The sequence below is a fragment of the Halogeometricum rufum genome (genome assembly GCF_900112175.1).
GTDB classification, from domain to species: Archaea; Halobacteriota; Halobacteria; order Halobacteriales; family Haloferacaceae; genus Halogeometricum; species Halogeometricum rufum.
Map to the genome: position 1 here is coordinate 239,942 of NZ_FOYT01000002.1, position 24,529 is coordinate 264,470.

General features: G+C 69.0%; 23 protein-coding genes, 1 tRNA gene and 1 pseudogene. 14 read left to right on the forward strand and 11 right to left on the reverse strand.

What is annotated here, in order from left to right; all coding sequences use genetic code 11:
* Positions 1 to 78 precede the first annotated feature (78 nt).
* Positions 79 to 1,509: a sensor histidine kinase gene (locus tag BM310_RS10830; protein WP_245778475.1), complete on the reverse strand. Its 1,431-nt coding sequence runs from the start codon at positions 1,507 to 1,509 to the stop codon at positions 79 to 81.
* Positions 1,510 to 1,636: 127 nt separating this feature from the next.
* Here BM310_RS10830 and BM310_RS10835 point away from each other — a divergent pair, with 127 nt between their 5' ends.
* Positions 1,637 to 2,116 (forward strand): DUF456 domain-containing protein, encoded by a 480-nt coding sequence (locus tag BM310_RS10835; protein ID WP_089807592.1) that lies wholly within the window; start codon positions 1,637 to 1,639, stop codon positions 2,114 to 2,116.
* Positions 2,117 to 2,182: 66 nt separating this feature from the next.
* A complete protein-coding gene (locus BM310_RS10840) occupies positions 2,183 to 2,587 on the forward strand; it encodes a hypothetical protein (RefSeq protein WP_143105146.1) in 405 nt (134 codons plus the stop codon).
* Positions 2,588 to 2,651: 64 nt separating this feature from the next.
* Here BM310_RS10840 and BM310_RS10845 read toward each other — a convergent pair whose 3' ends face one another.
* The 5 genes from BM310_RS10845 to BM310_RS10865 all read right to left on the reverse strand — a co-directional run bounded on the left by BM310_RS10845 (position 2,652) and on the right by BM310_RS10865 (position 9,195).
* Positions 2,652 to 3,242 carry a cyclase family protein gene (locus BM310_RS10845; protein WP_177232648.1) on the reverse strand — a complete coding sequence of 197 codons (591 nt, stop codon included), beginning with the start codon at positions 3,240 to 3,242 and terminating at the stop codon, positions 2,652 to 2,654.
* A gap of 20 nt (positions 3,243 to 3,262) precedes the next feature.
* On the reverse strand, positions 3,263 to 4,720 hold the full coding sequence (locus BM310_RS10850; RefSeq protein WP_089807596.1) for a CoA-acylating methylmalonate-semialdehyde dehydrogenase: 1,458 nt from the start codon (positions 4,718 to 4,720) through the stop codon (positions 3,263 to 3,265).
* A 75-nt stretch (positions 4,721 to 4,795) separates the two neighbouring features.
* A complete protein-coding gene (locus BM310_RS10855) occupies positions 4,796 to 6,580 on the reverse strand; it encodes a glutamate--tRNA ligase (RefSeq protein ID WP_245778476.1) in 1,785 nt (594 codons plus the stop codon).
* A 214-nt stretch (positions 6,581 to 6,794) separates the two neighbouring features.
* On the reverse strand, positions 6,795 to 7,841 hold the full coding sequence (gene idsA3 / locus BM310_RS10860) for a geranylfarnesyl diphosphate synthase (RefSeq protein ID WP_089807598.1): 1,047 nt from the start codon (positions 7,839 to 7,841) through the stop codon (positions 6,795 to 6,797).
* 1 nt (position 7,842) lies between these two features.
* A complete protein-coding gene (locus tag BM310_RS10865; RefSeq protein WP_089807600.1) occupies positions 7,843 to 9,195 on the reverse strand; it encodes a ribonuclease J in 1,353 nt (450 codons plus the stop codon).
* Positions 9,196 to 9,537: 342 nt separating this feature from the next.
* On the opposite strand from BM310_RS10865, the gene BM310_RS10870 reads away from it, so the two are divergent.
* The 4 genes from BM310_RS10870 to purF all read left to right on the forward strand — a co-directional run bounded on the left by BM310_RS10870 (position 9,538) and on the right by purF (position 12,883).
* Positions 9,538 to 10,587 (forward strand): sensor histidine kinase, encoded by a 1,050-nt coding sequence (locus tag BM310_RS10870; protein ID WP_089807602.1) that lies wholly within the window; start codon positions 9,538 to 9,540, stop codon positions 10,585 to 10,587.
* Between the two features lie 57 nt (positions 10,588 to 10,644).
* Complete coding sequence (locus BM310_RS10875; protein WP_089807604.1) at positions 10,645 to 10,878, forward strand: LSM domain-containing protein; 234 nt, start codon at positions 10,645 to 10,647, stop codon at positions 10,876 to 10,878.
* Positions 10,875 to 11,051, forward strand: coding sequence for a 50S ribosomal protein L37e (locus BM310_RS10880; RefSeq protein WP_089807606.1), 177 nt, complete (start codon positions 10,875 to 10,877; stop codon positions 11,049 to 11,051). Before BM310_RS10875 ends, BM310_RS10880 begins: the two co-directional genes overlap by 4 nt.
* Positions 11,052 to 11,329: 278 nt before the next feature.
* The gene (gene purF / locus BM310_RS10885) at positions 11,330 to 12,883 is read left to right on the forward strand and encodes an amidophosphoribosyltransferase (RefSeq protein WP_089807608.1); all 1,554 of its coding nucleotides are present in this window, start codon (positions 11,330 to 11,332) and stop codon (positions 12,881 to 12,883) included.
* Between the two features lie 60 nt (positions 12,884 to 12,943).
* On the opposite strand, the gene BM310_RS10890 is transcribed toward purF, so the two are convergent.
* Complete coding sequence (locus tag BM310_RS10890) at positions 12,944 to 13,504, reverse strand: DUF420 domain-containing protein (protein WP_089807610.1); 561 nt, start codon at positions 13,502 to 13,504, stop codon at positions 12,944 to 12,946.
* A gap of 122 nt (positions 13,505 to 13,626) precedes the next feature.
* On the opposite strand from BM310_RS10890, the gene BM310_RS10895 reads away from it, so the two are divergent.
* Positions 13,627 to 13,711, forward strand: a tRNA-Leu gene (locus BM310_RS10895).
* A 247-nt stretch (positions 13,712 to 13,958) separates the two neighbouring features.
* Here BM310_RS10895 and BM310_RS10900 read toward each other — a convergent pair.
* Complete coding sequence (locus tag BM310_RS10900) at positions 13,959 to 14,987, reverse strand: LLM class flavin-dependent oxidoreductase (RefSeq protein ID WP_089807611.1); 1,029 nt, start codon at positions 14,985 to 14,987, stop codon at positions 13,959 to 13,961.
* Positions 14,988 to 15,153: 166 nt separating this feature from the next.
* On the opposite strand from BM310_RS10900, the gene BM310_RS10905 reads away from it, so the two are divergent.
* Together BM310_RS10905 and BM310_RS10910 are read left to right on the forward strand one after the other, a co-directional pair.
* Entirely contained in the window at positions 15,154 to 15,672 is a 519-nt protein-coding gene (locus BM310_RS10905) for a helix-turn-helix domain-containing protein (protein ID WP_089807613.1), read from the forward strand.
* 73 nt (positions 15,673 to 15,745) lie between these two features.
* A complete protein-coding gene (locus BM310_RS10910) occupies positions 15,746 to 16,948 on the forward strand; it encodes an alanyl-tRNA editing protein (RefSeq protein ID WP_089807615.1) in 1,203 nt (400 codons plus the stop codon).
* A gap of 24 nt (positions 16,949 to 16,972) precedes the next feature.
* Here the strand turns inward: BM310_RS10910 and BM310_RS10915 are convergent, their stop codons facing one another.
* A complete protein-coding gene (locus BM310_RS10915) occupies positions 16,973 to 18,211 on the reverse strand; it encodes a carboxypeptidase-like regulatory domain-containing protein (RefSeq protein WP_089809169.1) in 1,239 nt (412 codons plus the stop codon).
* 151 nt (positions 18,212 to 18,362) lie between these two features.
* On the opposite strand from BM310_RS10915, the gene BM310_RS10920 reads away from it, so the two are divergent.
* Entirely contained in the window at positions 18,363 to 19,508 is a 1,146-nt protein-coding gene (locus BM310_RS10920; protein WP_089807617.1) for an acyl-CoA dehydrogenase family protein, read from the forward strand.
* Positions 19,509 to 19,751: 243 nt separating this feature from the next.
* Here the strand turns inward: BM310_RS10920 and cysE are convergent.
* Positions 19,752 to 20,267: pseudogene (cysE, locus tag BM310_RS10925) on the reverse strand (serine O-acetyltransferase); the annotation flags it as partial.
* A 290-nt stretch (positions 20,268 to 20,557) separates the two neighbouring features.
* On the opposite strand from cysE, the gene BM310_RS10935 reads away from it, so the two are divergent.
* From BM310_RS10935 to BM310_RS10950, 4 genes are all read left to right on the forward strand, one after another.
* Entirely contained in the window at positions 20,558 to 21,127 is a 570-nt protein-coding gene (locus BM310_RS10935; protein WP_089807622.1) for an HAD family hydrolase, read from the forward strand.
* Between the two features lie 43 nt (positions 21,128 to 21,170).
* Entirely contained in the window at positions 21,171 to 22,151 is a 981-nt protein-coding gene (locus BM310_RS10940; RefSeq protein WP_089807624.1) for a M48 family metallopeptidase, read from the forward strand.
* Positions 22,152 to 22,161: 10 nt separating this feature from the next.
* Positions 22,162 to 22,509 (forward strand): hypothetical protein, encoded by a 348-nt coding sequence (locus BM310_RS10945; RefSeq protein ID WP_089807626.1) that lies wholly within the window; start codon positions 22,162 to 22,164, stop codon positions 22,507 to 22,509.
* 86 nt (positions 22,510 to 22,595) lie between these two features.
* Entirely contained in the window at positions 22,596 to 22,952 is a 357-nt protein-coding gene (locus BM310_RS10950; RefSeq protein ID WP_177232649.1) for a hypothetical protein, read from the forward strand.
* A gap of 27 nt (positions 22,953 to 22,979) precedes the next feature.
* Here BM310_RS10950 and BM310_RS10955 read toward each other — a convergent pair whose 3' ends face one another.
* Complete coding sequence (locus tag BM310_RS10955; protein WP_089807628.1) at positions 22,980 to 24,449, reverse strand: RtcB family protein; 1,470 nt, start codon at positions 24,447 to 24,449, stop codon at positions 22,980 to 22,982.
* Positions 24,450 to 24,529 lie beyond the last annotated feature (80 nt).

Genomic DNA, 24,529 nt, shown 5'->3' on the forward strand with positions numbered 1-24,529 from the left:
TGTGATAACATTTTCTGCGCGCTTAAACCTACGGCACTCGGCTTCCGTCGGCAGTCCGCCGGAACCGTCGTGACGGTCTCAGACTAACTCCACGCCGCTGAATTCGAATCTGGCGCCGCCCTGTCGCCCCTCTGTCACGGCGACCTGCCACCCGTGTGCCTCGGCGATGCGCTTCACGATGGTCAGGCCGAACCCGGTTCCGCCGGACGACAGCTTCTGTCCGGGGCCGAAGATTGTGTCGCGTTCCTCGGCGGGGATGCCCGGCCCGTCGTCCGCGACGGAGAAGCCGTCCGTCCCGGCCCGTCCGACCGTGACCGTCACACCGGCACCGCCGTGCTCGACGGCGTTCCGAAACAGGTTCTCGAAGACGTGTTGCAGGCGGTTCCGGTCGCCTCGAATCGAGAGTTCGTCTTCGATTTCGAGCGTCGCGTCGCCGGCGTCCACCATCTCCCAGCAGTGAGTGACCAGGTCCGTCAGCCCGAACGCCGACTGTTCGCCGACCGTGTTCCCCTCTCTGGCGAGGATCAGCGTGTCTCCGATTATCGACTCGATGCGGTCCAGTGAGTTCGCGAGCGGTTCGAGGTGCTCGCTCTCCGACTCCTCCCGTAGCAACGCGGTCCGTCCTTGCGCGACGTTCAACGGGTTCCGGACGTCGTGGGAGATGACGCTGGCGAACTCGTCGAGACGGTCGTTCTTCCGTCTGATCTCCTGCTCTCGCTCGACCCGTTCGGTGATGTTTCGAGCGATACCGACGACGCGGACGACTGTTCCCTCGACGACGACGGGAGCGATGCTCGTCTGCCAGAACCGCGCACCCTCGGCCAGCGAGAGTTCCTCCTGATAAGAGATGGGTCCGCCGGCCTCCACGCACCGGCGGTAGTTCGTTTCGAGTTCGGCGCCGCGTTCGTCGCCGAACACCTCCCGCGGCGTCTTGTCCCGGACCTCGTCCGTCGTCAGCCCCGTCTGCGCCACGTACCCGGGGCTGAGACGGCTGAAGCGAAACTCGACGTCGTCTCCCGACGAGTCCGCGTCGAGGAGGAAAATCGCGTCGTCGGAGTTCTCCAGCAGGGCGTTGTACTCCTCGGCGAGCTTCTTCCGCCGCCTCTCGCGTTCTTTGCGCGCGGTGATGTCTCGACTGTTCACGAGGAAGCCGCCGACGGCGTCGTCGTCGAGTCGATTCCGCATCGTCGACTCGATCCAGCACCACGAGCCGTCGGCTCGCTCGAAGCGAACCTCGACGGTCTGCGGTTCGTCGGGGTCGGCACGAAGCGCTGCCATCTTCTCCGCGACGGCTTCTCTGTCGTCCGGATGCTGGTACTCGAAGCCGACTTCGCCGATCAGTTCCTCGGGGTCGAAGCCGAGGACCCGCCGCACGGCGGGACTCACGTACGTCATCCTGCCGTCCGAGTCGATTATCGTGGCGACGTCGTTCGAGTCTTCGACGAGTGTCCGGTACAGTTCGGGAGGGTGAGGGTCGGCTCCACCGTCCCCCATCCCGCGGTCGCTCATTGACCGAACTACGAACCACCGTTGGTTAAATCTGACTTGTTCTCCGAGCGACCTGTTCCCCGGCGAACGCGGTTCGCTCCGGACCGACGGCCCGACGGTATTTGCCTCTCCGCGACGAACGCGACCCGTGGACATCTACGCACTCGTCGCCATCGCACTCGCCGTCGTCGGCGTCGTCGGCGTCGTCGTCCCCCTCCTCCCGGGCGCCCTCCTCTCCGTCGCGGGCGCCCTCCTCTACTGGTGGTCGACGGGCTACACCGACCCCTCGCTCCCGGTGCTCGCCGCCCTCGTGTTCGTCGGGGTCCTGACCGTGGTGCTCGACTACTTCGGCGGGGCCATCGCGGCGCGGGCGGGCGGCGCGTCGTCGCTCACGACGGGCGCCGCCGTCGTCGTCGGCCTCGTCCTCCTCGTCGTGACGGGACCCGTCGGCTTCCTCCTCGGCATCGCCGCGACGGTGTTCGCCGTCGAGTTCTACCGCAACGAGGACGCCGAAGCGAGCGTCCGCGTCGCCCTCTACGCCACGGTGGGCGTTCTCGCCTCGACGGTGGTGCAGGTGCTACTCACCTCCGCGATGCTCGTCGTCCTCGTCCTCGCCGTCCTGTTCTGAGCGGCCATCGTCGCCGCTCGGGGTCCGATGGCCAACTTTTCGGTCGCGGACCGTGACCGTCCCGCCGTGCGAGACGCGCCCTCGACCCGTCGCTCCCTCCTCCGAACCGCGACTGCGGCCACCGTCGCCGGACTGTCCGGGTGCTCCGCGCTCGGTGGCGGCGGCGCGGACGCCGTCGACCTCTACCTCTTCAACGAGACGGGCGCCGAACTCCGGGTGACCCTTCACTACCTCGACTGCGAACAGGTGGGCCGCGAACAGCACTCCATCGGCGTCGAAGCGGGCACCCACGCGTACTCCGCGAACGAAGTCGTCGCGAACTCCGGGGCGTGCGCGCTGGAAGTGACGACGGGCGACGGCCCCGCCGACACGTACGAGTGGAACGTCGGGCGCGAGACGCTCGTGGTCACGGTGAAACCGGACGCCGTGGCGTTCGACCTGCGCGCGCCGACGTACACGCCGGACCGGTGAGCGGTGGACGCGGCGACGACGCTCACCGACCGCGATAGTACGACGACGCTCACCGACCGACGACTCACACCCGCGCGACGGCCCGGACCGGCGCGCCGTCGGCGTCCACCTTCAGCGGGAACGCCAGCAACTCGAACCGGTCGGGCACGTCGCCGAGTTCGGTGAGGTTCTCGACTATCAGCAGTCCCGCGCCGAGGAGCGCGCGGTGGGCGGGGACGCCCTCGCCGCCCGTCGGGTCGGGACTGAGCGCGTCGATGCCGACGTGGTGGCCGCGTTCGGCGCACCGGTCAGCCGTCTCGGGCGCGAGGGCGGGGTGGTCGACCATCCGGTCGGTCCCCCACTCGGCGTCCCACCCCGTCCGGAAGACGAGCATCTCCGCGTCCGTCTCGGGCAGTCTGTCGGGGCCGATAGTCCCGTTCGCGCCCACGTCGCGGCAGTCCACGAGGCGGGCGTCGAAGCGGAACCGGTCGACCGGGACCGACCCGAGCGTCGCCCCGTCGCGTTCGGTGTGGGCCGGAGCGTCGACGTGCGTCCCCGCGTGCGTGCCGAGTTCGAGTCGCGAGACGCGGTAGCCGTCCGACTCGTGCGTCGCGTGCGGCGTCACCGACACCGGGGGGTCGCCGGGGTACGTCGGCATCGACGCCTCCACCGGCATCGTCAGGTCGACGAGTCGGCTCACCGGTCCGGCCACCGTTCGATGTACACCGTCTCGTCCGTGTAGAAGCGAATCGCGTCGTCGCCCTGCGCGTGCAAGTCGCCGAAGAACGACTCCTTGGCGCCCCCGAAGTGGAAGAACGCCATCGGCGCGGCGGTGCCGACGTTGACGCCGAGGTTGCCGGGGTCGGCCTCGTGCCGGAAGCGCTTGGCCTCCGCGCCCGACGTGGTGAACAGACTCGCCGCGTTGCCGTACCGCGACTCGTTCACCGTCGCTATCGCCGTCTCGAAGTCCGGCACGCGGACCAGCGCCAGTATCGGCCCGAATATCTCCTCGCCGACCAGCGCGGAGTCCGTCGGCACGTCGCCGAACACGGTGGGTCCGAGGTAGTGACCCGTCGCGGGCGTCTCGGCCTCGCGGCCGTCCACGAGGAGTTCTGCCCCGTCTTCGACGCCCGTCTCGACGTAGTCCGCGACCCTGTCGCGGTGGGCGGCGGTGGTCAGCGGTCCCATCTCCGTCGCCTCGTCCAGTCCGTCGCCGACGACCATCGACCGGGCGCGGTCGGCGAGGCGCGCGGCGAACTCGTCGTACACCGAGTCGACGACGACGGCGACGGGGTTCGCCAGACAGCGCTGCCCGGAGTTGGCGAACGCCGACCCGAGCGTCCCCTCGACGGCGGTTTCGAGGTCCGCCGTCGCGGAGACGACGACGTGGTTCTTCGCGCCGCCCTGCGCCTGCACGCGCTTGCCGTTCGCGGCGGCCGTCTCGTAGACGTGCTTCGCCACGGGCGTACTGCCGACGAACGAGACGCCCTCGACGTCGGGGTGTTCGCAGAGCGCGTCCACCGCCGTCGCGTCGCCGTGGACGAGGTTGACGACGCCGTCGGGGAAGCCCGCCTCCGCGGCCAGTTCGACGATTCGCGTGGGGGTGTACGGGTCGCGTTCGCTCGGCTTCAGGACGAACGCGTTGCCGGTGGCGACGGCGTACGGGAGGAACCACAGCGGAATCATCGCCGGGAAGTTGAACGGTGTGACGGCGGCGAACACGCCCAGCGGTTCCCGCACCGCCGTCTCGTCGATGCCCGGCGCGGCGTTCGCGAGGTGGCCCGCCTGCATCGTCGTCGGCACGCCGCAGGCGACTTCGACGTTCTCGATGCCGCGCCGTATCTCGCCGCGCGCCTCCGCCAGCGTCTTGCCGTGTTCGCGCACCAGCAGTTCCGCGAGTTCGTCCTGTTCGTCCTCCAGCAGCGACTTCAGGCGAAACAGCGGCTGGACTCGGTCCTCGACGGGCGTCTCGCGCCACGACTCGAACGCCTCGACGGCGGCCGTCACCGCGTCGTCCACGTCCGCCTCGTCGCTGAAGCCGACGCGACCGATGGCCTCCGCCGTCGCCGGGTTCTCGACGGACTGTCCGTCGCGCGAGGGGTCGACCCATTCGCCGCCGACGCGGTTCCGCGCCGCCTGCAACTCTCGTTCCATGCCGTGTGGTGGCGAGTGCCGCGTAAAAGAGGTACCGCAGGGAGCGACCGACAGAGAGGGTCCGACAGCGGGTCGTTACTCGTGCGCCCAGTAGACGACGGACTCCTCGTCCGCCGCGTCGGGCGAGTTGTCACCGTGGCCGTCTCGCGACTGCCCGTCGCTCGACTGTTCCGTGGCCCGCGCCACGCTGTCTACCCGAACGAACCCGATTCGCTCGAACTGCACCACGTCGTCCACCTCGGTCTCCGCGAAGTCCGGTTCGGCGACGCCCGTCACGTCGCCCTCCATCGTCCGCATCCGGACGGGGACGTTGTCCGCGGCGGGCGCCCAGTGAACCACGTCCACGTCGCCCGAACGGACCACGTCGATGCCGTCGTCGGTGTGGACGAGGGCGTCGTCCTCGCGGCGGACGCACCCGTAGCCCTTCAGCCAGACGCGTTCGCCGTCCGCGGGCACGTCAGCCGGTTCGACGACGACGCCGCCCGCGGCGGGGACGGTCCGGTCGCCGCGGTCCTCGTGGTCCGGGTGGAGCGCGGGGTGGCCCGCGTCCGGGCCGCCCTCGACGGCGAACTCCTCGCCCTCGCGGACGAGGAAGTAGCGGTTCGCCTCGTCGTCCACCACGTCGCGGTTGTTCGCGTAGATGGCCGTCATCGACAGGTCGACGTCGGAGGTGGACGTGCCGAGTTCGAGCATCGCGTCCACGATGGCCGACCCGCGGATGCCGCGGCGGCGGAGGCTCTTGATGGTCGGCGCGCGCGGGTCGTCCCAGCCGTCGAGTTCGCCCGCCTCTATCTTCCGTTTGATGGTCGAGGTGGACATCTTCACGTCGTAGGCGTCCACCTGCACGTGCCCCCAGTGGACGACTTCGGGGTACTCCCAGCCGAAGTAGTCGTAGAGGAACCCCTGTCGCTTCGCGGAGTCCTGCAGGTCGATGCCGCGGATGATGTGCGTGACGCCGGTGAGGTGGTCGTCGACGGCCGACTGGAAGTCGAGCATCGGCCAGCAGCGGTAGTCTTCGGCCTCCGGGCGCGGGTGCGGCGTGTCCACCATCCGGAACGCCACCCAGTCGCGCAGGGCGGGGTTCTTGTGCTCGATGTCGGTCTTGACGCGGAGGACCATCTCGCCGGAGGAGTACTCGCCGGCGACCATCGCCTCGAACTCCTCGCGGGTCGTCTCCACGTCCTTGTTGCGGTGGGGACAGGGTTCGGCCGCGTTCTTCAGTTCCGAGAACGCCTCGCCCGAACACGAACAGGTGTACGCCCCGCCCATCTCGATGACCTCGCGGGCGTGGTCGTAGTACGTCTCCATGCGGTCGGACGCCGTGATGACCTCGTCCGGTTCGAAGCCGAGGTAGTCGACGTCCTCCAAGATGGCGTCGTAGGCGTCCAGGTCGGGGCGCTTCGTCTCGGGGTCGGTGTCGTCGAAGCGGACGACGAACGACCCGTCGTATATCTCCTTGTACGTCCCGATGACGGCGGGCATCCGGGCGTGGCCGATGTGCCACGGCCCGTTCGGGTTCGGCGCGGCGCGCATCCGCACCTCGTCGTACGCATCGACGTTCGGCAGGTCGGGGAGCACCCGGTCGTCCCCCTCGTCTTCGGCCTCCATCTCCGCCAGTTCCTCGGGGGCCAACTCCTCCAGTCGCTCGCGCTTCTCCGCGGGCGGGAGGTCGTTCACGCGGGCGACGACGCCGCCCACGACGCCCGGAATCTCGTCGCCGTGCGGCCTGAAGTCGGGGTTCTCGCCCATCAGCGGTCCCATGACCGCCCCCACGTCGGCGTCGCTGTCGTACTTGACCGCGTTGAGGAGGGCGTGCTTCTCCGCCGCTCGCTCGACGCGCTCTCGTAACTCGTCGTCCATTACCGTCTGCTTCCTCGTCCCGCCTAAAAACAGGCCCGGATTGGGGGCACACCGACGTCTGCCCGCCGCACGGGCGCGCGGGTAGGGGTGCGACAACACTTACCACGTCAGACGTATAGCCCTTTCGCGGCGACGCGTCTGTGGCGAGGAGTCGTCGCAGCGAGGAGAGCGCGGTCCGCGGCGTCGAAGGAACCCCGCCGGGTGCGACTGGCGCTCAGTAGCCGCGGGTGATGAGGTAGTCCGCGATGTCTTCCAGCAGCGACCGCGCCTCGTTGTCCGGGAGGACCTCGAGGTGGCTCTTGGCCCGGTCGGTGAGTTCCTGCGCCTTGTCGCGGGCGTAGTCGATGGAGCCGGCGTCGTTCAGTTCGCCGACGGCGGCGTCGACGGCGTCTTCGGTGACCCCGTCGACGGTGTCGGCGGTGACGAGGCCGTCCACGTCGACGCCCTGCTGTCTCGCGTGCAGGGTGATGAGCGTCTCCTTGTTCTCGACGAGGTCGGACCCGCGCTGCTTGCCGAGTTTCTCGGAGGGGACGGTCAGGTCGAGCACGTCGTCCTGAATCTGGAACGCGCAGCCGGAGTCGATGCCGTAGCGGTAGAGCGCCTCCACCGTCTCGTCGTCGGCGCCCATCAGCACCGCGGCCGTCGACGCCGCCGCGCCGTAGAGGACGGCCGTCTTCAGTTCGATCATGTCGAGGTACTCGTCGGGCAGCACCTCGGTCCGGTTCTCGAACTCGATGTCGAACGCCTGCCCCTCGCATATCTTCGTACAGGTCGTCGCGAGGAGGCGGACGGCCTCGAGGCCGTCCTGCGGGTCCGCGCCCGTCTGCGTCATCAGCTCGAACGCCTTCGCGTAGAGCGTGTCGCCCGCGAGGATGGCCGTCTCGGTGTCGTACTCCTTGTGGACCGCGGGGACGCCGCGACGGAGGTCGTCGTCGTCCATGATGTCGTCGTGGATGAGTGTGAACGACTGGATGACCTCGATGCTCGCGGCGGCGGCCATCACGTCGAGGTCCGAACCGTCGAGCGCGGGGAACGACCGGTACTCCTCCGAGAGCGGTTCGACGTCCGCGAGCGCCTCGGCGGTGAGGAGCGTGACCGTCGGCCGGAGGCGCTTCCCGCCCGCCTGGAGCAGGTAGCGCGTCGCCTCGTAGAGGCGCTCCGGTTCCGACATCGGGACGTCCTCGTCGAGAGCCTCGTTGACGAGTTCCCGCCGTGCCCGTACCGCGTCGAGCACTCGCTCCTCCGTCGCTTCCGAACTCATCTCACTCCACCAGTTGGATCATGTTGCCGTTACGGGTGACGTGGAGGTCGCGTCCCAGCGCGTACCCCTGCGACTCACACAGGTCCACGTACGGCGAGAAGCCCTTGAGGTTCTGGTGGGCGGGGATGACGTGCTGGGGCTGCAGGGCGTCGAGCATCTGGTAGTGGCCCTCCTCGCGGAGGTGCCCCGAGACGTGAATCTCGTCGTAGATGCGCGCTCCCTGCATCTTCAGGAGTCGCTCGGACTGGTAGCGCTGGCCCTCGTTCGTCGGTTCGGGGATGACCCGCGCCGAGAACAGCACCTTGTCGCCGTCCTCCAGTTCGTACGGCGTCTCGCCGCGGCCCATCCGCGTGAGCATCGCGCGCGGTTCGCCCTGGTGACCGGTGACGATGGGGAGGTACTTCTCCTTGCCCTCCTTCATGATGCGCTTGAACGTCCGGTCGACGGACTTGCGGTGTCCGTACATCCCCACGTCGTCGGGGAAGTCGACGAAGCCGAGGCGCTCGGCGGTGCCGGAGTACTTCTCCATCGACCGGCCGAGCAGGACGGGCTGACGGCCGATGTCCTTGGCGAACTCGACGATGGAGGAGACCCGGGAGACGTGCGAGGAGAACGTCGTGGCGACGATGCCGCCGTCGTAGTCCTCGATGGAGCGGATGGTGTCTTCGAGGTGCTTGCGCGCGACGGACTCGGAGGGCGTTCGGCCCTTCCGACCCGCGTTCGTGCAGTCCTCGATGTAACAGAGGACGCCGTTGCCCTCGCGACCGATCTCGCGGAACCGCTCCATGTCGATGGGGTCCTGGATGACCGGCGAGTGGTCCATGCGCTTGTCGAGGCCGTAGACGACGGCCCCCTCGGGCGTGTGGAGGACGGGGTTGATGGCGTCGATGATGGAGTGGGTGACGTGGACGAACTCGAGTTCGACGTTGCCGGAGTCCCCGATGGACATCGTCTCGCCGGCCTCCATCTTCACGAGGTCGTTGCCGACGTTGAACTTGTTCTCCCCTTCGACCTGCTGTTTCACCAGTTCGATGGTGAACGGCGACGCGACGACGGGAGCGTCGTAGCGGTGGGCCAGTTTCGAGATGGCGCCGATGTGGTCGAGGTGGCCGTGCGTCGGCACGATGGCCTGCACGTCGCCCTCGAGGTCGGACATCACCCGGTCGTCCGGGATGGCGCCCATGTCGATGAGGTCGAGGCTGTGCATCTTCTCGGTCTCCACGTTGTCGTGGATGAGGACCTGACTCAGGTTCAGGCCCATGTCGAAGACGACGACGTCGTTTCCTGCGCGGACCGCCGTCATCTGTCGACCGACTTCTTCGTAACCGCCGATGGTTGCAATTTCGATTTCCATGGTTTTCCGAGCATTGAAAGCCACAATCGTGGCGAAGGTGCTCACTGAAACGCCCCGCCGGTGTCGAACCCGCCTCCAATCGACGGGTTTCGTCACGGGACTGAACGGCCCCGGCATCTTACAGCGCGTCGGTCGTCGGCCCCGCGTGCGGCGGCCCCGGTGGCCCCCGCACTTACCCGCGGGTGTATCGGTAACTGGAGCTACACACCGGGGTATTAAAAACTACGTGGGTTGCTCACGCCGGCTCCGGACGGCGCGCGACGTGTCACCGTCACGCGCGCTCGGTGACCCGTCGGAATATCGAAAAGATTGATTACCGGACGTATCTTGTGAGTGACACGGATGGACACGGGACGGTTGATACAGGAGGTGGAAGACGACCCGTTCGCGTACCTCCCGGTGATGGTGGTCGTGAGCCGCCCCGACGAGGACGGCGTCCCGGTGATAGAGGACTGCAACGACCGGTTCGTCGAGCGACTCGGCTACGACCGCGAGGCCGTCGTCGGAACGCGCGTTGCCGAGTTCTACACCGCTGAGTCCGCGGCCGAGCATCTGGACGGCGCGTACGAACGCGCGCGAGACGGCGACTACGACAGGGAGGAACGGGACCTCGTCACCGACGACGGCAGCGTCGTCTCCACCGTCGTCCGCGCGACGCCGCGGCGCGTGGACGGCGAGGCCGTCGGCACCGTCGGCGTGTTCGTCGACGTGACCAGACAGAAACTCCGCGAACAGCACGTGAACGTCCTCAACCGCGTGATGCGCCACAACATCCGCAACGACCTGAACGTCCTCCACGGACACGCGGAGATGCTCGCGGAACACGACGACGACGACGTCGTCGAATCCGCGCGAGTGGTCGGTCGAACCGTCGAGCGGTGGCTTTCGCTGACGGAGAAGGCGACGGAGATAGAGCGACTGTTCGAGGAGACGCCCGACCGGTCGGCGTCGCTCCGTGACCTCCTCCGCGAGACGCAGACGGCGGTCGAACTCGGGTGGCCCGCCGCGACGGTCGGCGTCGAACCGCCGAGCGAGGACGTCCACGTCTCCGAGCGACTGGCCGTCGTCCTCGAAGAACTCTGCGAGAACGGCGTCAAGCACGCCGACGTCGAGAGACCGGCCGTCCGGGTGGACGCCGCGCGCGTCGAGGAGGAGTGGGTCGAACTGCGGGTCACCGACGAGGGGCCGGGCATCCCCGACCACGAGCGGACCGTCCTGCGCAACGGCGAGGAGACGGCGCTGGTCCACGGGAGCGGGATGGGCCTGTGGCTGGTGCGAACCGTCGTCCGACGAATCGGTGGCCGCCTCCGGGTGCGAGACGCACCGGACGGGTCCGGGAGCACCGTCGTCGTCTCCGTGCCCGTCGTCGACCCCGACGGTGCGGACGGTTGACACGCGAACGACCCGCTGTTCGGCACATTTAATACCGAAACCCGATGCGTCTTTGCCATGAGCGGACGACCCCTCGACGTACTCGAGGCTTCGCTGGAAGAAACCGTGACCGTCAACCTGAAAGACGGGAGTTCGTACCACGGCACTCTGGCGGGCTACGACCAGCACATGAACGTGGTTCTCGAAGCGCCGCCGGAGGAGGACGAGCAGATCCTCGGCGAAATCGAGGTCACGCCGGTTGAAGACACAACGATTATACGCGGCGATAACGTCGTCACAATCAAAGCATGACGGGAGCAGGAACCCCGAGCCAAGGAAAGAAGAACAAGACGACGCACGTGAAGTGCCGTCGCTGCGGAGAGAAGTCCTACCACGTGAAGAAGAAGCAGTGCTCGTCGTGCGGGTTCGGCAAGTCCGCCAAGCGCCGCGGCTACGAGTGGCAGTCGAAGTCGGGCGACAACTGAGGCGCACCGCGGCCGACTCTCCTCTCACTCTCTCGTTCTCCAGCGACGACGTTCACCGTCTCCCAGCGACGACACCAACCGTCTGCGTTCACGCTCCGGCAGTCCGCCCCACGCTCGTCTCTCCGTTCCACTCGCGAGACTCCCACGACACCGGCGCAGGCGACTGACTCGCACGACCGCGACGACATATGCACGCCTGTGTATATAATTGGGTCCGAGGAGCGGCAAAGAACACACAAGGACGGGTTTTTTAGCCCTCGGAATCCGTAGCAACGAGTATGTCAGACGGGCGGGACGCTCAGACCCCCACACCCGGACGAGACGCGGGCCGACAGCAACCGACCGCCGCGGACCTCTCGGGCCCGACCGAGAAGTGCGGCGTCGTCGGCGTCGCCCTCGCGGACCGCGCGGCGGCGCGGCCCCTGTACTACTCTCTGTACGCCCTCCAGCACCGGGGGCAGGAGTCGGCGGGCATCGTCACGCACGACGGCTTCCAACAGCACAGTCACGTCGAGACGGGCCTCGTCGGCGACGTGTTCGACGAGGGCGACCTCGATTCGCTGGCCGGGACGACGGGCATCGGCCACGTCCGCTACCCCACCTCCGGGGGCCTCGGTTCCTGCTGCGCCCAGCCGTTCTCGGTGTCGTTCAAGTCGGGGTCGCTCGGTCTCGCGCACAACGGCAACCTCGTGAACGCCGACGAGATACGCGACGAACTCGAAGGGTTGGGTCACGCCTTCACCTCCACCGGCGACACGGAGGTCATCGCCCACGACCTCGCCCGAAACCTCCTCGAGGAGGACCTCGTCCGCGCGGTCAAGCACACGATGCAGCGCATCCACGGGTCGTACTCGCTCACCATCATGCACGACGAGACGGTGCTGGCGGTCCGCGACCCCCAGGGGAACCGACCGCTCTGCATCGGCGAACTCGAGGACGGCTACGTCGTCGCCTCGGAGTCGGCCGCCATCGACACCCTCGACGGCGAACTCGTCCGCGACGTGCGGCCGGGCGAACTCGTCGTCCTCGAAGCCGACGGCTCCGGTTTCGACTCCTACCAACTGGTCGAACGGGAGAACACCGCCCACTGCTTCTTCGAACACGTCTACTTCGCCCGCCCGGACTCCGTCATCGACGACAACCTCGTCTACGAGGTGCGGCGGAACCTCGGCCGGAAACTGTGGGCGGAGTCCGGCGTCGAGTCCGACGTGGTGATGCCCGTCCCCGACTCCGGCCGCGCGTTCGCCTCCGGATACGCCGAGGCGGCCAACGAGACGACGCCCGACGGCGACCCCCGCGAGAGCGAGGAGAGCGTCGAGTTCGCCGAGGGTCTGATGAAGAACCGCTACGTCGGTCGGACGTTCATCATGCCGACGCAGGACGAACGCGAACGCGCCGTTCGCCTGAAACTCAACCCGATAAAGAGCACCATCGAGGGGCGGTCGGTCACCATCATCGACGACAGCATCGTCCGCGGCACCACCTCGCGCCAACTCGTCCAACTCGTCCGCGACGCCGGGGCCGAAGAGGTCCACGTCCGCATCGGCGCGCCGCCCATCGTCGCCCCCTGCTACATGGGCATCGACATGGCGACGCGGGAGGAACTCATCGCCTCCGACAAGACCACGGAGGAGATACGCGACGACATCGGCGCGGACAGCCTCTCGTACCTCTCCATCGACGCCATCGGCGAGGTACTCGGCGAGTCCCGCGCGGACCTCTGTCTCGGTTGCGTCACCGGCGAGTATCCGTACGACATCGAGGGCGAACCGACCGACCGGACGGTCGAACGACCGACCATCGCCGGCGACACGCTGCCGGCCGACGACTGAGCGACGGTCCGGGGCGACCCGAGACCGACCGACCCAGAAGCCGCGTTTCCCGTCCCGCCGTCAGTAGACGACGTACAGCAGGGCGTACACCACGTCGCCGAGGAAGAACGATATCAGCCACAGCGACGCCGCCACCCGGCCGACCGTCCGGTGTCGCGTCCCGTAGATGTCCTCGACGGGCCGCGAGACGGCCAGCAGCAGGACGTAGTACAGCAGCGGGATGCAGACGATGGCCAGCAGGATGTGGACGGCCAGCGTCGGCAGGTAGACGAACTGGTACACCGTCGCCGGACCCGGGAAGTCGGACGGCCCCTCGAGGACGACCCGATACAGGTAGAGGACGAGGAACGCGACGAACAGGCCGAGCGTCGCGAGCATGAACGCGCGGTGTCGCGTCACGTCGCCGCGCCGGATGGCGCGCACGCCGAGGACGATGGTGACGATGGCCGTCGTGCTGAGGACGGCGTTGACGTGCGGGATGGCGGCGACGAAGCCGTCGGAGGCGCGCGGCAGGAGCGACTGCGGGATGTAGCCGAGGACGGCACCGAACACGAGTGCGAGGGAGACGACGCTGAGTGCGGCCGTCGCACCCGGGACGTGGTCTCGTACGCGAAGTTCCATATCGAAAGAGGACGGCCGAACGAGCAAAACGGTGCCGTCTGCGAACGGCCGACACGACACCCGCGAAAGGAAACTCATTTAAATTACCCCGGATAACGATGGAGTGCAACAAGACACAGCGAGCGTGGGTAGCCAAGCCAGGCCAACGGCGCAGCGTTGAGGGCGCTGTCTCGTAGGAGTCCGCCGGTTCAAATCCGGTCCCACGCATCGCAAGGGTGGTCCGACGGACCACCGTACCGGGGCGGCCACACCGCCGCGGCAACACGATGCAGGTGATCTCCCGTTCGGGACATCACCCACGCACAATCCTTCAGACGCTACCCACTGAGCGACCGCTCCGTGGGGTCGTCGCTTTCGAACGGTCTCGAACCGCGAGCGTCGCGTCTGCGACGACCGACCGACGGGTGAGTCTCTGAGGCGTGACCTCCCGACGGGTGAGTGCCCGAGGCGTGACTCACCGCGGCGCGAGGCCGACGGCGTCGGCCAGCAACTCGTGGGAGCGAAGCCCGTGGTCGTGGTCGGCGACGACGTGCTGAATCATCACCTCGTCGACGCCGACGCGGTCGGCGAGTTGCGCCAGCAGGTCCGCGAGCGTCTCGGGACTCCCCGAGACGGCCCGCGGCCACTCGTCGTCGTCCAACGTCGCGGGCGTCGGGTCCGGGACGCCGCCGAGTTCGTCGACGGCCTCCTCGACCGACGGAGCGGAGCCGACTTCTCCCCGCCGCATCCGCCGGTACGACGCCTCTGCCACCGCCCGGCGTCGCGCCGCCTCGCGGTCCGTCTCGGCGCAGATGGCGTTCACCGCCACCATCCCGCGCGGTTCGTCGACGCCGCCGGCCAACCGGGAGGGGCGGAATCGCTCGCGGTACTCCTCGAAGGAGTGCGCGGCGAACTGCGGTCGGATGAACGCCGCGAAGCAGTAGGGGAGGCCGAGTTCGCCCGCGATGGCCGCGCTCGACGGACTCGACCCGAGCACCCACGGCACGGGCGTCTCCGCGCCGGAGCGCGGCACGTCGATGTCGCCGTAGTCGTGGTCCTCGGGGTAGTCGTCGTACAGGTGGTTGACGACGGCCTCGACCCGTTCGGCGTGGTCTTCGTCCGGGTTCTCCACGTGTCGCTCGGTGCCCAGCGCTCGGTCCACGGCGGGCGACCCGTTCGCCCGCCCGAGTCCGGCGTCGATGCGCCCCGGGGCCAGTCCGTCCAGCGCGCCGAACACCTCGGCGACCTTGAACGGGCTGTAGTGGTTGAGAAGCACCGCGCCGGAGCCGAGCCGAATCGACTCCGTCTCGGCCGCGAGGTGGCCGAGCAACACCTCGGGCGTCGTGCCGGCCAGCGAGTCGGGGATGCCGTGGTGTTCGGCGACCCAGAATCGCTCGTACCCGAGTCGCTCGGCCTGTCGAGCGGCCTCGACGGTGTTCGCGTAGGCGTCGGCCGCGGTGCCGCCGTCCGGAACGGGAGAGAGGTCTACGACGGAGAGGTTCACGTGCGACCGTCGGAGACTGCGAGGAATAACCGTTCGGCTGGCGGCCGCGCTTGTGGGGTTCGGGTGCGGGCGGACCGTCCGGCCGGGACGCCGCGAGTGGCCGCGTTCCCGCCGCGTCGGCGGTCTGTGCCGCGATTTTAAAAGGGTAGAACCGGTACCATGGGGTATGGCCAAATACTCGACCGGACGCGGGGGCGGTGGGGGAGACGGCGATAGCTGCGAACTCTGCGGTCGTTCGTCGACGAAGCTCCGTCGAGCCAACGTCTCCGGCGCGGACTTGCTCGTCTGTCCCGACTGCGCACCGCACGACGACTCAAAGCACGAGGGGACCGGTGACTCGTCCGGCGGCGGGGGCTCCGACGGCGAACCCAACCGGAAGAAGCGGGCCGCCCAGCGTCAGGCGAAGATGTACGACCAGGCGAAGGGCGACTCCAAGCACTGGGAGCGGAAGGGGACGAACTACGAGAAGGACCGCCTCCCCTACCTCGTCTCCGACTACGGCGACGTGGTCGCGGCGGCGCGGCAGGACGCGGGCCTCACCGTCGAGGAACTCGCGGCCGAACTCGACGCCGACGAGTCCGACGTCGAGGCGGTCGAACAGGGCCGCGCCACGCGGGCGGGTGTCGGGGGCTCGCTCGTTCGCGCCATCGAGGAGCGACTCGGCGTGACGCTCGTCGACGAGTAGCGGCGGGCGGACGGTAGCCGAACGGCTGGCCGCGACGACACCCTTTTTGTCCGACGGCGGCGCACCACCGTGCATGTTGACACGCGCCCCGGAGGAGCCGACAGTCCGCGAGTTCGAAGCCAGGGTGACGGCCGTCGACGGCCGCGACGTGCGCCTCGACCGCACCTACTTCTACGCCGAGAGCGGCGGCCAACCCGCAGACAGGGGGACGCTCGGCGGGATACCCGTCGCCGACGTGCAGACGGTCGGCGACGACGTGGTCCACACGCTCGACTCCGACCCCGACTTCGCCGCCGACGAGACGGTGACGGGCGTCGTGGACGACGACTTCCGAACCTACTGCATGCGGGCGCACACCGCCAGCCACGTCCTGTACGGCGCGGGGCGGCACCTGCTCTCTGACCTCGGCTACGGCGGCTTCGACATCTCGCCGGAGAAGGTCCGGGTGGACTTCGCCACCTCGACGGACATCGACGACGAGGTGCTGGTCGAACTCGAACGGCTGGTCAACCGCGCGGTGTGGGACGCTCGCCCCGTCTCGTGGGAGGAGGTGCCGACCGAGGAGGCCCGAAACAGGGACGAGGTGGCGTTCAACACGAAGACCGAGGAGGGCGTGATGGGCGACGCCGACACCGTCCGCCTCGTGACCGTCGAGGACTGGGACGTGGCCGCCTGCGGCGGGACGCACGTCTCCAACACGCTCGAAATCGGCCCCGTGACCGTCCTCGGCCGCTCGAACCCCGGCGAGGGACTCACCCGCGTCGAGTTCGCCGTCGGCCCGACGGGCGTCGACCGCCGCGCGACGGTCCACCGCGCCGCCCTCGACGCCGCCCGCGAACTGGAGACGGGCGCGGCGGACGTCGGTGAGTCGGCGGCGTCGCTCCGCGCGGAGAAGGAATCGCTCGAAGACGAGGTCAGGGAACTGGAGTCCGAACTGCTCGCCGGCCGCATCGCCGAGTTCGACACCGTCGGGAAGGACGGCGCGCGGTGGCACGTGGGCGTCCTCGACGGCTTCGACAGCAACGACGCCGGCGAGGCGGCGAAGGCGGCCGTCGGCGACGGCGACGGGACGGACGTGGTGGCCGTCGTCGGCGCGGACAGTCGGCCGTACCTCGTCGTCGCCGCCGGCGACGAGAGCGACGTGGACGCCGGCGACGTGGTGGCCCGCGCGACGGACGAGTTCGGCGGCGGCGGCGGCGGCGGCGGGTCGTTCGCGCAGGGCGGCGGCCTCGACGCCGACCCCGCGGACGTGACGGCGTTCGTCAGAGACGCCTGACCGGGCGTTCGCGACGCGGGGGATTCACTCGTTCCGTCGCCGCCGCCGAGCGAGCAACGCGGCGGCCGCGAACACCGCCGCCAGCGCGGCGAGCGGTCCGAACCCGGGGGAGCCCGTTTCGGTGGCCGCCGCCGTGTCCGTCGTCGTCGTCGGCGCGGCAGTCGTCGTCTCGGGCGGCGCCGTCTGTTCGCCCGCCAGGGCGTCTATCGTCACCGGGTCCGACTCGACGCCGTCCCGACGGGCGCGCAGTTCGTGCTGCCCCGGGTTCTCGATGCGGAACGTCGCGCGCCCCTCGGCGTTCGTCGTCGCCGCCTCCGACCCGTTGCGGAGGACCGTCGCGTCCGCCGCCGGGTCGCCGTACTCGTCGACCACTTCGACGGCGACCCGTTCGCCGGCGACGACGCGGTTGGAAACGGACGTGAGGTTCAGCGCGGGCGTCCGACTGAGAGTGAGGTTCACGTCGGCGTCCGACTCCCGAATCCGGACCGTCGTCTCGTTCGTCTCGTACGCCGGTTTGGTGACGGTCAGCGCGAGGTCGGCGTTGACCGGCACGCGAACCGTGGTCTCGCCGCTCGCGAGGCTTCGCACCTCGCCGACCGAATCGATCTGTATCGTCGCGTTACCGACGGGTTCGGGCGGCGAGAAGTGCGGGTCGACCACGCGGATTTCGAGCGTCACCGACCCGCTCTGAAGCGCGATGTCGACCCGCTCGGTGCCGTCGACGGTCACCGCGGTCACGTTCCGGTAGTATCCCCGTTCGCCCACGGCGACGCCGTACTCGTCCTGCTCGACGGCACCGGTGTCGAACTGCCCGTCGGCGTCGGTCTGCCCGGACGCGACGATAGCGCCCGACTGGCGGACGACGACGCTCGCGCCGGCGACCGGGCCGTTCGAGTCGCGGACGGTGGCGACGATTCGCCCGCGCGGGAACATCGGCACCTCGACGGACCGTTCGCTCGCGTTCGACACGACGTACGGTTCGTTGCGGACGTACTGGGGGTGCGAAACGTCGAGTCTGACCGTCGCGTTGGCGGGCACGTCGACGAACGCCTTCCCGTTCGACGCCGTCGTCACGTTCCTCGTCCCGTCGTCCCACGTGGCCGCGACGTCCGCCGACCCGACCGGGTTCCCGTCCGCGGTCACCACCGAGACGGTCAGCGTGACTGTCTCCGCTTGGTTCGTCGCCGAAACCGTCCCCGTGACGGCGGCGACGACGAGAAACGCGACGACGACGAGGCGACCCACTCCGCCAGTGTGCGACATACTCTCACGTTACGGTTTGACAAACCATCAAGGATTCGTGTATCGCAGTTCCTGAGAATCGACCGGAGCGCAGTCGTCGCTCGGGCGCCGTCTCGACTTCGCCCCGCCGCGATTCGATCACCTTTTTCCATCACAGATGCGACCGTGGAGTATGGAAATCGCAGACGCCGGGTCGGCGCTCACCGACGAGCAACGGGCCATCCGCGACGTGGTTCGGGAGTTCGCCGTCGAGGAGGTTCGCCCGACGGCGCGGGAGGCCGACGAGACGGAGACGTTCCCCGAGGACGTCTGGGACGGACTCGCCGAACTCGACCTGACCGGGCTGACGGTCCCCGAGGAGTACGGCGGGTTCGACGCCGACCGGACGACGTACGCCCTCGTCAACGAACAGGTGGCCTACGGCCAACTCGCCGTGGCGACGGCGCTGTCGGTCCACAGTCTGGCCACCTCCTGCATCGCCGAGTTCGGCACCGACGACCAGCGGGAACGGTGGTTACCCGAGATGGCCCGCGGGCGCCCCGTCGGGATGTTCGCGCTGTCGGAACCCGACGCCGGGTCGAACCCGGCGGAGATGTCGACCGTCGCCCGGCGGGAGGGCGACGAGTACGTGATAGACGGCAAGAAGCAGTGGATAACGAACGGCCAACGCGGCGACGTCTGCATCCTGTTCGCGAAGACCGACCCCGACGACCCGGGGTCTGTCACGCAGTTTCTCGTCCCGAAAGACGCGGGCGTCGAAGTCGGCAAGAAGGAGCACAAACTCGGCCTGCGCGCCTCGGACACGACGGCCCTCCGCTTCGACGGCGTTCGCGTCCCGGCCGAGAACCGACTCACGGAGGAAGGGAAAGGCCTCTCCGCGGCGTTCCGCATCCTCACCGGCGGCCGCATCGGCATCGCCGCGCAGGCGGTCGGACTCGCGCAGTCGGCGTTCGACGAGGCGCGCGACTACGCCCACGACAGGGAGCAGTTCGGCGGCCCCATCTCGGACATCCAGTCGGTCCGCCACAAGTTCTCCGAGATGGCGACGCAGATTCACGCCGCGCGCCTGCTGGTCCGCGAGGCGGCCAGACAGGAGGACGCGGGCGAGGACCCCCGCACCGCGGCGGCGATGGCGAAGTACTTCGCCAGCGAGGCGGCCGTGGACGTGACGAACGAGGCGGTCCAGATTCACGGCGGGTACGGCTACACTACGGACTTCGAAGTCGAGCGGATGTACCGCGACTCGAAGATAACGACCATCTACGAGGGAACGAGCGAGATACAGAAGGAGGTCATCGCACGCGGCGTCCTCGACTGAGTGTCAGGTTCGGACCGACCCGGTCGGCCCGGTCCGATACCGTTCGTCCGGCGGGTCGCGGGCGAACGCGCGGTCGAGACCCGCTCAGGAGCATCGGAACGGCGCGCGGGACGCGCTATCCGCGTCGTCGTCGACGCCCGCGCCGTCAGCGTCCGCGCCGCCCACATCCGTACCGTCCGCGTCCGCGGTGGCGGCCCCTCCGACGGCACCGCCCTCGTCGTCGTCGGCCACCGCTCGCACGCCGTCGACGCGTTCCGCCGGGTTGCCGACCATCGTCGCGCTCGCGGGGACGTCGTCGGTGACGACGGCGCCCGCACCGACGACCGCTCGTTCGCCGACGGTGACGGGCCCGACGACGGTCGAATTCGCCCCGAGGACGACGTTCGCCTCGACCGTCGGGTGTCGCTTCCCCGGTTGCGGCCGGTTCGCGCCGAGGGTCACGCCGTGGTACAGGTGCACGTCGTCGCCGAGTTCGGCCGTCTCGCCGACGACGACGCCCGCGCCGTGGTCGATGGTGACGCGGCGGCCCAGTTCCGCGCCGGGGTGAATCTCGACGGCGGTGAGCAGTCGGACGAGGTGCGAGAGGGCGCGCGCGCCGAAGCGGTGGTTCCGCCGCCAGAGCGCGTGTGCGACCCGGTGGGCCCACACCGCGGTCATCCCCGGGTAGAACAGGAGGACGTCGAGCGTCCCGCCCGCCGCCGGGTCGCGGTCCCGTATCGCGGCCACGTCCTCGCGGACGCGGCACACCGCGTCGCGCAGGCGGCCGAGGACGCCCCGAGAGCCACTACGCTCGGACACGGTCGTTCACCCGTCGGACAACCGCGTCGGTTCGCGTCTCGCCGGTTCGTGCGCCGCGCCGGAACGCGCGTCGGCTACCCGAACTCGTCGCGCCCTCGTCTCCCCGGCACCGACGCCGTCGCTGGCGGCCGAGGCGGTCGAACGCGGTCCGTCGGTGGTGACCGGCGAGTTCGGTCATAGCTCCACTCGGGCGTCCAGACTGAAAAGTTCGACCGAAGCGGTCTTTCGCGCAGGGACCGAAGCGCCCGGTGATGCCGAACGCAGACCGACCAGACGGACTCGACGCCGCGGCGTTCGACGCGGTGGTGTGGGACCTCGACGGAACGCTCGTCCACCTGGCGGTGGACTGGGAGGCCGTCGCCACAGACGCCGAAGCGACGTTCCGGTCGGCCGGCGTCGACGCCGACGGCATGGACCTGTGGGCGATGCTGGACCTCGCGGATGCCGAGGGGATGCGCGACGACGTCGAAGCCGTCATCGCCGACCACGAACGAGAGGGGGCCCGACGCTCGACGCGACTCGCCTGCGCCGACCGGATGGGGGCGTTCGACGCCGAGGGGGTCTGCTCGCTCAACTGCGAGGCGGCCTGTCGCGTCGCCCTCGACGCGCACGACCTGACCTCGCACGCGGACGCCGTCGTCGGCCGCGACTCCGTGGCGACGCGGAAGCCCGACCCCGAACCCCTGCTGGAGACGCTCCGCCGCATGGACGCCGCGCCCGAGGAGGCCGTATTCGTCGGCGACTCGCGGCGCGACGAACTGACGGCCGAACGCGCGGGCGTCGCCTTCCGCTACGTCGGCGACGGGCCGTCCGGCGTGTGAGCGACGAACAGTTTGATATCCATACTGTCTGTACCTCCGACCGATGTCACAGTCGGCTCGGCACGTCGGTCGCGATCGCGCCGTCTCCGTCGGTCTCTACCTGCGGATGGGCGCGGTCGTCGCACTGCTTCTCGGCGCTCCCGTCGGCGCGATACTGTACCTCCTGTTCGGCACCCACGACGTGACTAACCCGGTCGGCGTCGCGGGTGCCGTCGTGGTCGGCACCGTCGCCCTCGGCGGCGTCCAGTACGCGTTCGGAGTCCGCTCGACGCTCGACGGCGTGGACGCCGCGGCGATAGACGCGGCGGACGCGCCGGGCCTCGTCGCGCGCGTCGAACGGTTGGCCGACGAGATGGACATCGCGACGCCGACGCTGTATGTCGCCTCTCTGGGCGGCCCGAACGCCTTCGCCGTCGGCCGACGAGGGTCGGGCGCCGTCGTCCTCTCGTCGGAACTGCTCCGCGAACTCGACGCCGACGAGGTGGTCGGCGTCGCCGCGCACGAACTCGCGCACCTGCGACACCGCGACAGTGTGCTGATGACGGCCGCGACGACCATCCGACGGGTCGTCGTCACGCTGGTGACAGCGGCCGCCGCGTTCGCCGTCCTCCTCGCGGCCGTCCTCGTCGAGGGGTCGAACGACCGAGGGCGCTCCGGCGTCGACTGGGAGCGAACGTCGGCGCTCCTCGTCGGGGGCGCCCTGGTGGCGACGACGAACGTCTACCTCCTGTTGACGATGGCGCTGTCGCGGCACCGCGAGTTCGCGGCCGACGCGGCGGCGGCCCGCGCCGTCGGCGACCATCGCGGCCTCGTCAGCGCGCTGAAAACCATCGAGACGGCGGCCCGGCGACGCGGGGAACCCGCGACCGACTCGGCCACCGCCGCACTCTGCATCCGCGGGTCCGTCCGGAGTCGACTCGCCGGCCTGTTCGCGAGTCACCCGCCGACGGCCGCCCGTATCCACGCGCTCGAACGGCGGTTCGGAACGCCGGACGACGCGAGCGTTAAGTCCGCCACGCCCTAACCTCCGTTCGATGAGCTATCCGGTCAGTTACTACTGCCCGCACTGCGGCGCCGTCGTCGAACTCCAGCGAGAGGGCTACCTCGCCGACAAGTCCGTCACCCCCTACCCGCTGGTCGGGTGGGAGTACGCCGACCCGACGGGGGCGTTCGAGGACGCCGACGGCGTCCACCTCGTCTGCGGCGAGAGCGACGCGGCGGGCCTGCGCTGGACGGGCGACCGAAGCGACGCCGACGACGTGGAACACCCGACGCGTGAGTCGCCGTGCGGGGGCGACTTCTACCTCTCGTTCGTTCGGTTCGAAGCGGGCGAGGAAGTCGAACCCGTCCCCGAGACGGAGTACGTGGACATCGGCCTGTAGCGGCGTGACGGCGTCGCCCACGCCGGGGACGAACACCCCTCACGGCGGCCTATATCTCCTCGGCGCGCGAAAAGGGAGGTACGATGATAATCCCCATCCAGTCGCTACTCGGAGACGCGTTGTTCTTCGTTCCGTTCGCCCTGTTCCTCCTCGGAGCGTTCGCCCTCGTGGTGTACCTCGCCCGACTCGAACACGAGAAGGAGATGGCCCTCATCGAGGCGGGCCACTACGACCGACTCCGAACCGATAGCCGCGCGTGGATACTCGGCGGCGGTCTGCTCGTCGTCGCTCTCGGCCTCGCCGACGTGACGACGACGCTCCTCGCGGGCGGCGTCCCGCAGGAGGGCGTCGCCGCCTCGTTCGTCGGCCTCGCGGCCCTCGGGTACTACTTCTACAAGCGCCGCGAGGACCGCGTCGACGCGGCGAGGGCGACGCTGACCTGAGATGGACGGGTTCGCGGGGGCGACCGCTCAGCCCTTGATGTTGCAGACGGGGAACGTCCGCGCCACCTTGTCGCCGATGCCGAGGGCGTCGGAGACGCGGACGACTTCGTCGACGTCCTTGTAGACGCCCGGTGCCTCCTCGGCTATCGTCGCGCCGGACTGCGCCTTGACGTATATCTTCTCTTGGTCGCGCAGTTCCTCCTGGACCGTCTCGCCCCAGTAATCCTTCTTGGCCTGCGTCCGACTCATCGTCCGCCCCGCGCCGTGGGCGGTGGACCCGAACGTGAGGTCCAGCGAGTTCTCCCCGCCGCGGAGGACGTAACTGCCTGCGCCCATGCTACCGGGGATGATGATGGGCTGTCCCACGTCGCGGTAGGCGTCCGGCAGTTCGGGGCGCCCGGCGGGGAACGCGCGCGTCGCACCCTTCCGGTGGACGTACAGTTCGCGCTCTTCGCCCTCTACTTCGTGGACCTCTTTCTTCGCGATGTTGTGCGCCACGTCGTACAGCAGGTCCATCTCCATCGCCTCCCAGTCGCGGCCGAACACCCGTTCGAACACGCGGCGCGTCCGGTGCATGATGAGTTGGCGGTTCACCCACGCGAAGTTGATGGCGGCGCACATCGCGCCGTAGTACTCCTCGGCGAGGTCCGACCCCGCGGGCGCGGCGGCCAGTTCCTTGTCGGGCAGCGACGCCAGCAGGTCACCGTGCCGTTTCTCTATCTCCCGGAGGTAGTCCGAACACACCTGGTGGCCCAGTCCGCGCGACCCGCAGTGGATGAGGACGACCACCTGGTCCTCTTCGAGGCCGAACTCGCCGGCCACGCCCTCGCGGAACACGTCGGTCACGCGCTGAACTTCGAGGAAGTGGTTGCCGGACCCGAGGCTCCCGAGTTGGTTCTTCCCCCTGTCCTTTGCCTTCTGCGAGACGGCGCTCGGGTCGGCGTCCGGGCGGTAGCCCTCGTCCTCGCAGTGGGCCAGGTCCGCCTCGACGGCGTGGCCGTGTTCGAGCGCCCAGTCCATGCCGCGCGAGAGAACCGACTCGACGGTGTCCACGTCGCTCTCGACGATGCCGCCGCCGCCCAGTCCGGAGGGGACGTTGGCGAACAGCGCTTCGACCAACTCCTCCTCGTTGCCCTGCAGTTCGTCGTACGTCAGGTTCGTTCGCATCATCCTGACGCCGCAATTGATGTCGTATCCCACGCTCCCGGGGGAGATACAGCCGTCTTCGGTGTCCGTCGCCCCCACCCCGCCGACGGGGAAGCCGTACCCCTGGTGGCCGTCGGGCATGCAGATGGCGTGCTTGGTCATCCCCGGCAGGTGGGTGGCGTTCCGCAACTGTTCGAGCGTCTTGTCCTGTCGAATCTGTTCGAGGAGTTCCTCGCTGGCGAGGACGCGGGCGGGCACGCGCATCTCCCCCTCGCGCGGCATCTCCCAGACGTACTCGCGGACGCGTTCGAGGCGAACGTCTCCGAACTCTTTCACGTCGTCGTCGCTCATGTGAGACGGTTCGGCGGGCTGACTCAATAGGATTCCGTCCCTGCACGCTCGTCTCCGGGGTGGGTGTCGGCACGACGGGG

Coding starts and splice junctions, on each gene's coding strand:
- BM310_RS10830 (WP_245778475.1), bottom strand. CDS start 1,509: ATGAGCGACCGCGGGATGGGGGACGGTGGAGCCGACCCTCACCCTCCC.
- BM310_RS10845 (WP_177232648.1), bottom strand. CDS start 3,242: ATGCCGGTGGAGGCGTCGATGCCGACGTACCCCGGCGACCCCCCGGTG.
- BM310_RS10850 (WP_089807596.1), bottom strand. CDS start 4,720: ATGGAACGAGAGTTGCAGGCGGCGCGGAACCGCGTCGGCGGCGAATGG.
- BM310_RS10855 (WP_245778476.1), bottom strand. CDS start 6,580: ATGGACGACGAGTTACGAGAGCGCGTCGAGCGAGCGGCGGAGAAGCAC.
- idsA3 (WP_089807598.1), bottom strand. CDS start 7,841: ATGAGTTCGGAAGCGACGGAGGAGCGAGTGCTCGACGCGGTACGGGCA.
- BM310_RS10865 (WP_089807600.1), bottom strand. CDS start 9,195: ATGGAAATCGAAATTGCAACCATCGGCGGTTACGAAGAAGTCGGTCGA.
- BM310_RS10870 (WP_089807602.1), top strand. CDS start 9,538: ATGGACACGGGACGGTTGATACAGGAGGTGGAAGACGACCCGTTCGCG.
- BM310_RS10875 (WP_089807604.1), top strand. CDS start 10,645: ATGAGCGGACGACCCCTCGACGTACTCGAGGCTTCGCTGGAAGAAACC.
- BM310_RS10880 (WP_089807606.1), top strand. CDS start 10,875: ATGACGGGAGCAGGAACCCCGAGCCAAGGAAAGAAGAACAAGACGACG.
- purF (WP_089807608.1), top strand. CDS start 11,330: ATGTCAGACGGGCGGGACGCTCAGACCCCCACACCCGGACGAGACGCG.
- BM310_RS10890 (WP_089807610.1), bottom strand. CDS start 13,504: ATGGAACTTCGCGTACGAGACCACGTCCCGGGTGCGACGGCCGCACTC.
- BM310_RS10905 (WP_089807613.1), top strand. CDS start 15,154: ATGGCCAAATACTCGACCGGACGCGGGGGCGGTGGGGGAGACGGCGAT.
- BM310_RS10910 (WP_089807615.1), top strand. CDS start 15,746: ATGTTGACACGCGCCCCGGAGGAGCCGACAGTCCGCGAGTTCGAAGCC.
- BM310_RS10915 (WP_089809169.1), bottom strand. CDS start 18,211: ATGTCGCACACTGGCGGAGTGGGTCGCCTCGTCGTCGTCGCGTTTCTC.
- BM310_RS10920 (WP_089807617.1), top strand. CDS start 18,363: ATGGAAATCGCAGACGCCGGGTCGGCGCTCACCGACGAGCAACGGGCC.
- BM310_RS10935 (WP_089807622.1), top strand. CDS start 20,558: ATGCCGAACGCAGACCGACCAGACGGACTCGACGCCGCGGCGTTCGAC.
- BM310_RS10940 (WP_089807624.1), top strand. CDS start 21,171: ATGTCACAGTCGGCTCGGCACGTCGGTCGCGATCGCGCCGTCTCCGTC.
- BM310_RS10945 (WP_089807626.1), top strand. CDS start 22,162: ATGAGCTATCCGGTCAGTTACTACTGCCCGCACTGCGGCGCCGTCGTC.
- BM310_RS10955 (WP_089807628.1), bottom strand. CDS start 24,449: ATGAGCGACGACGACGTGAAAGAGTTCGGAGACGTTCGCCTCGAACGC.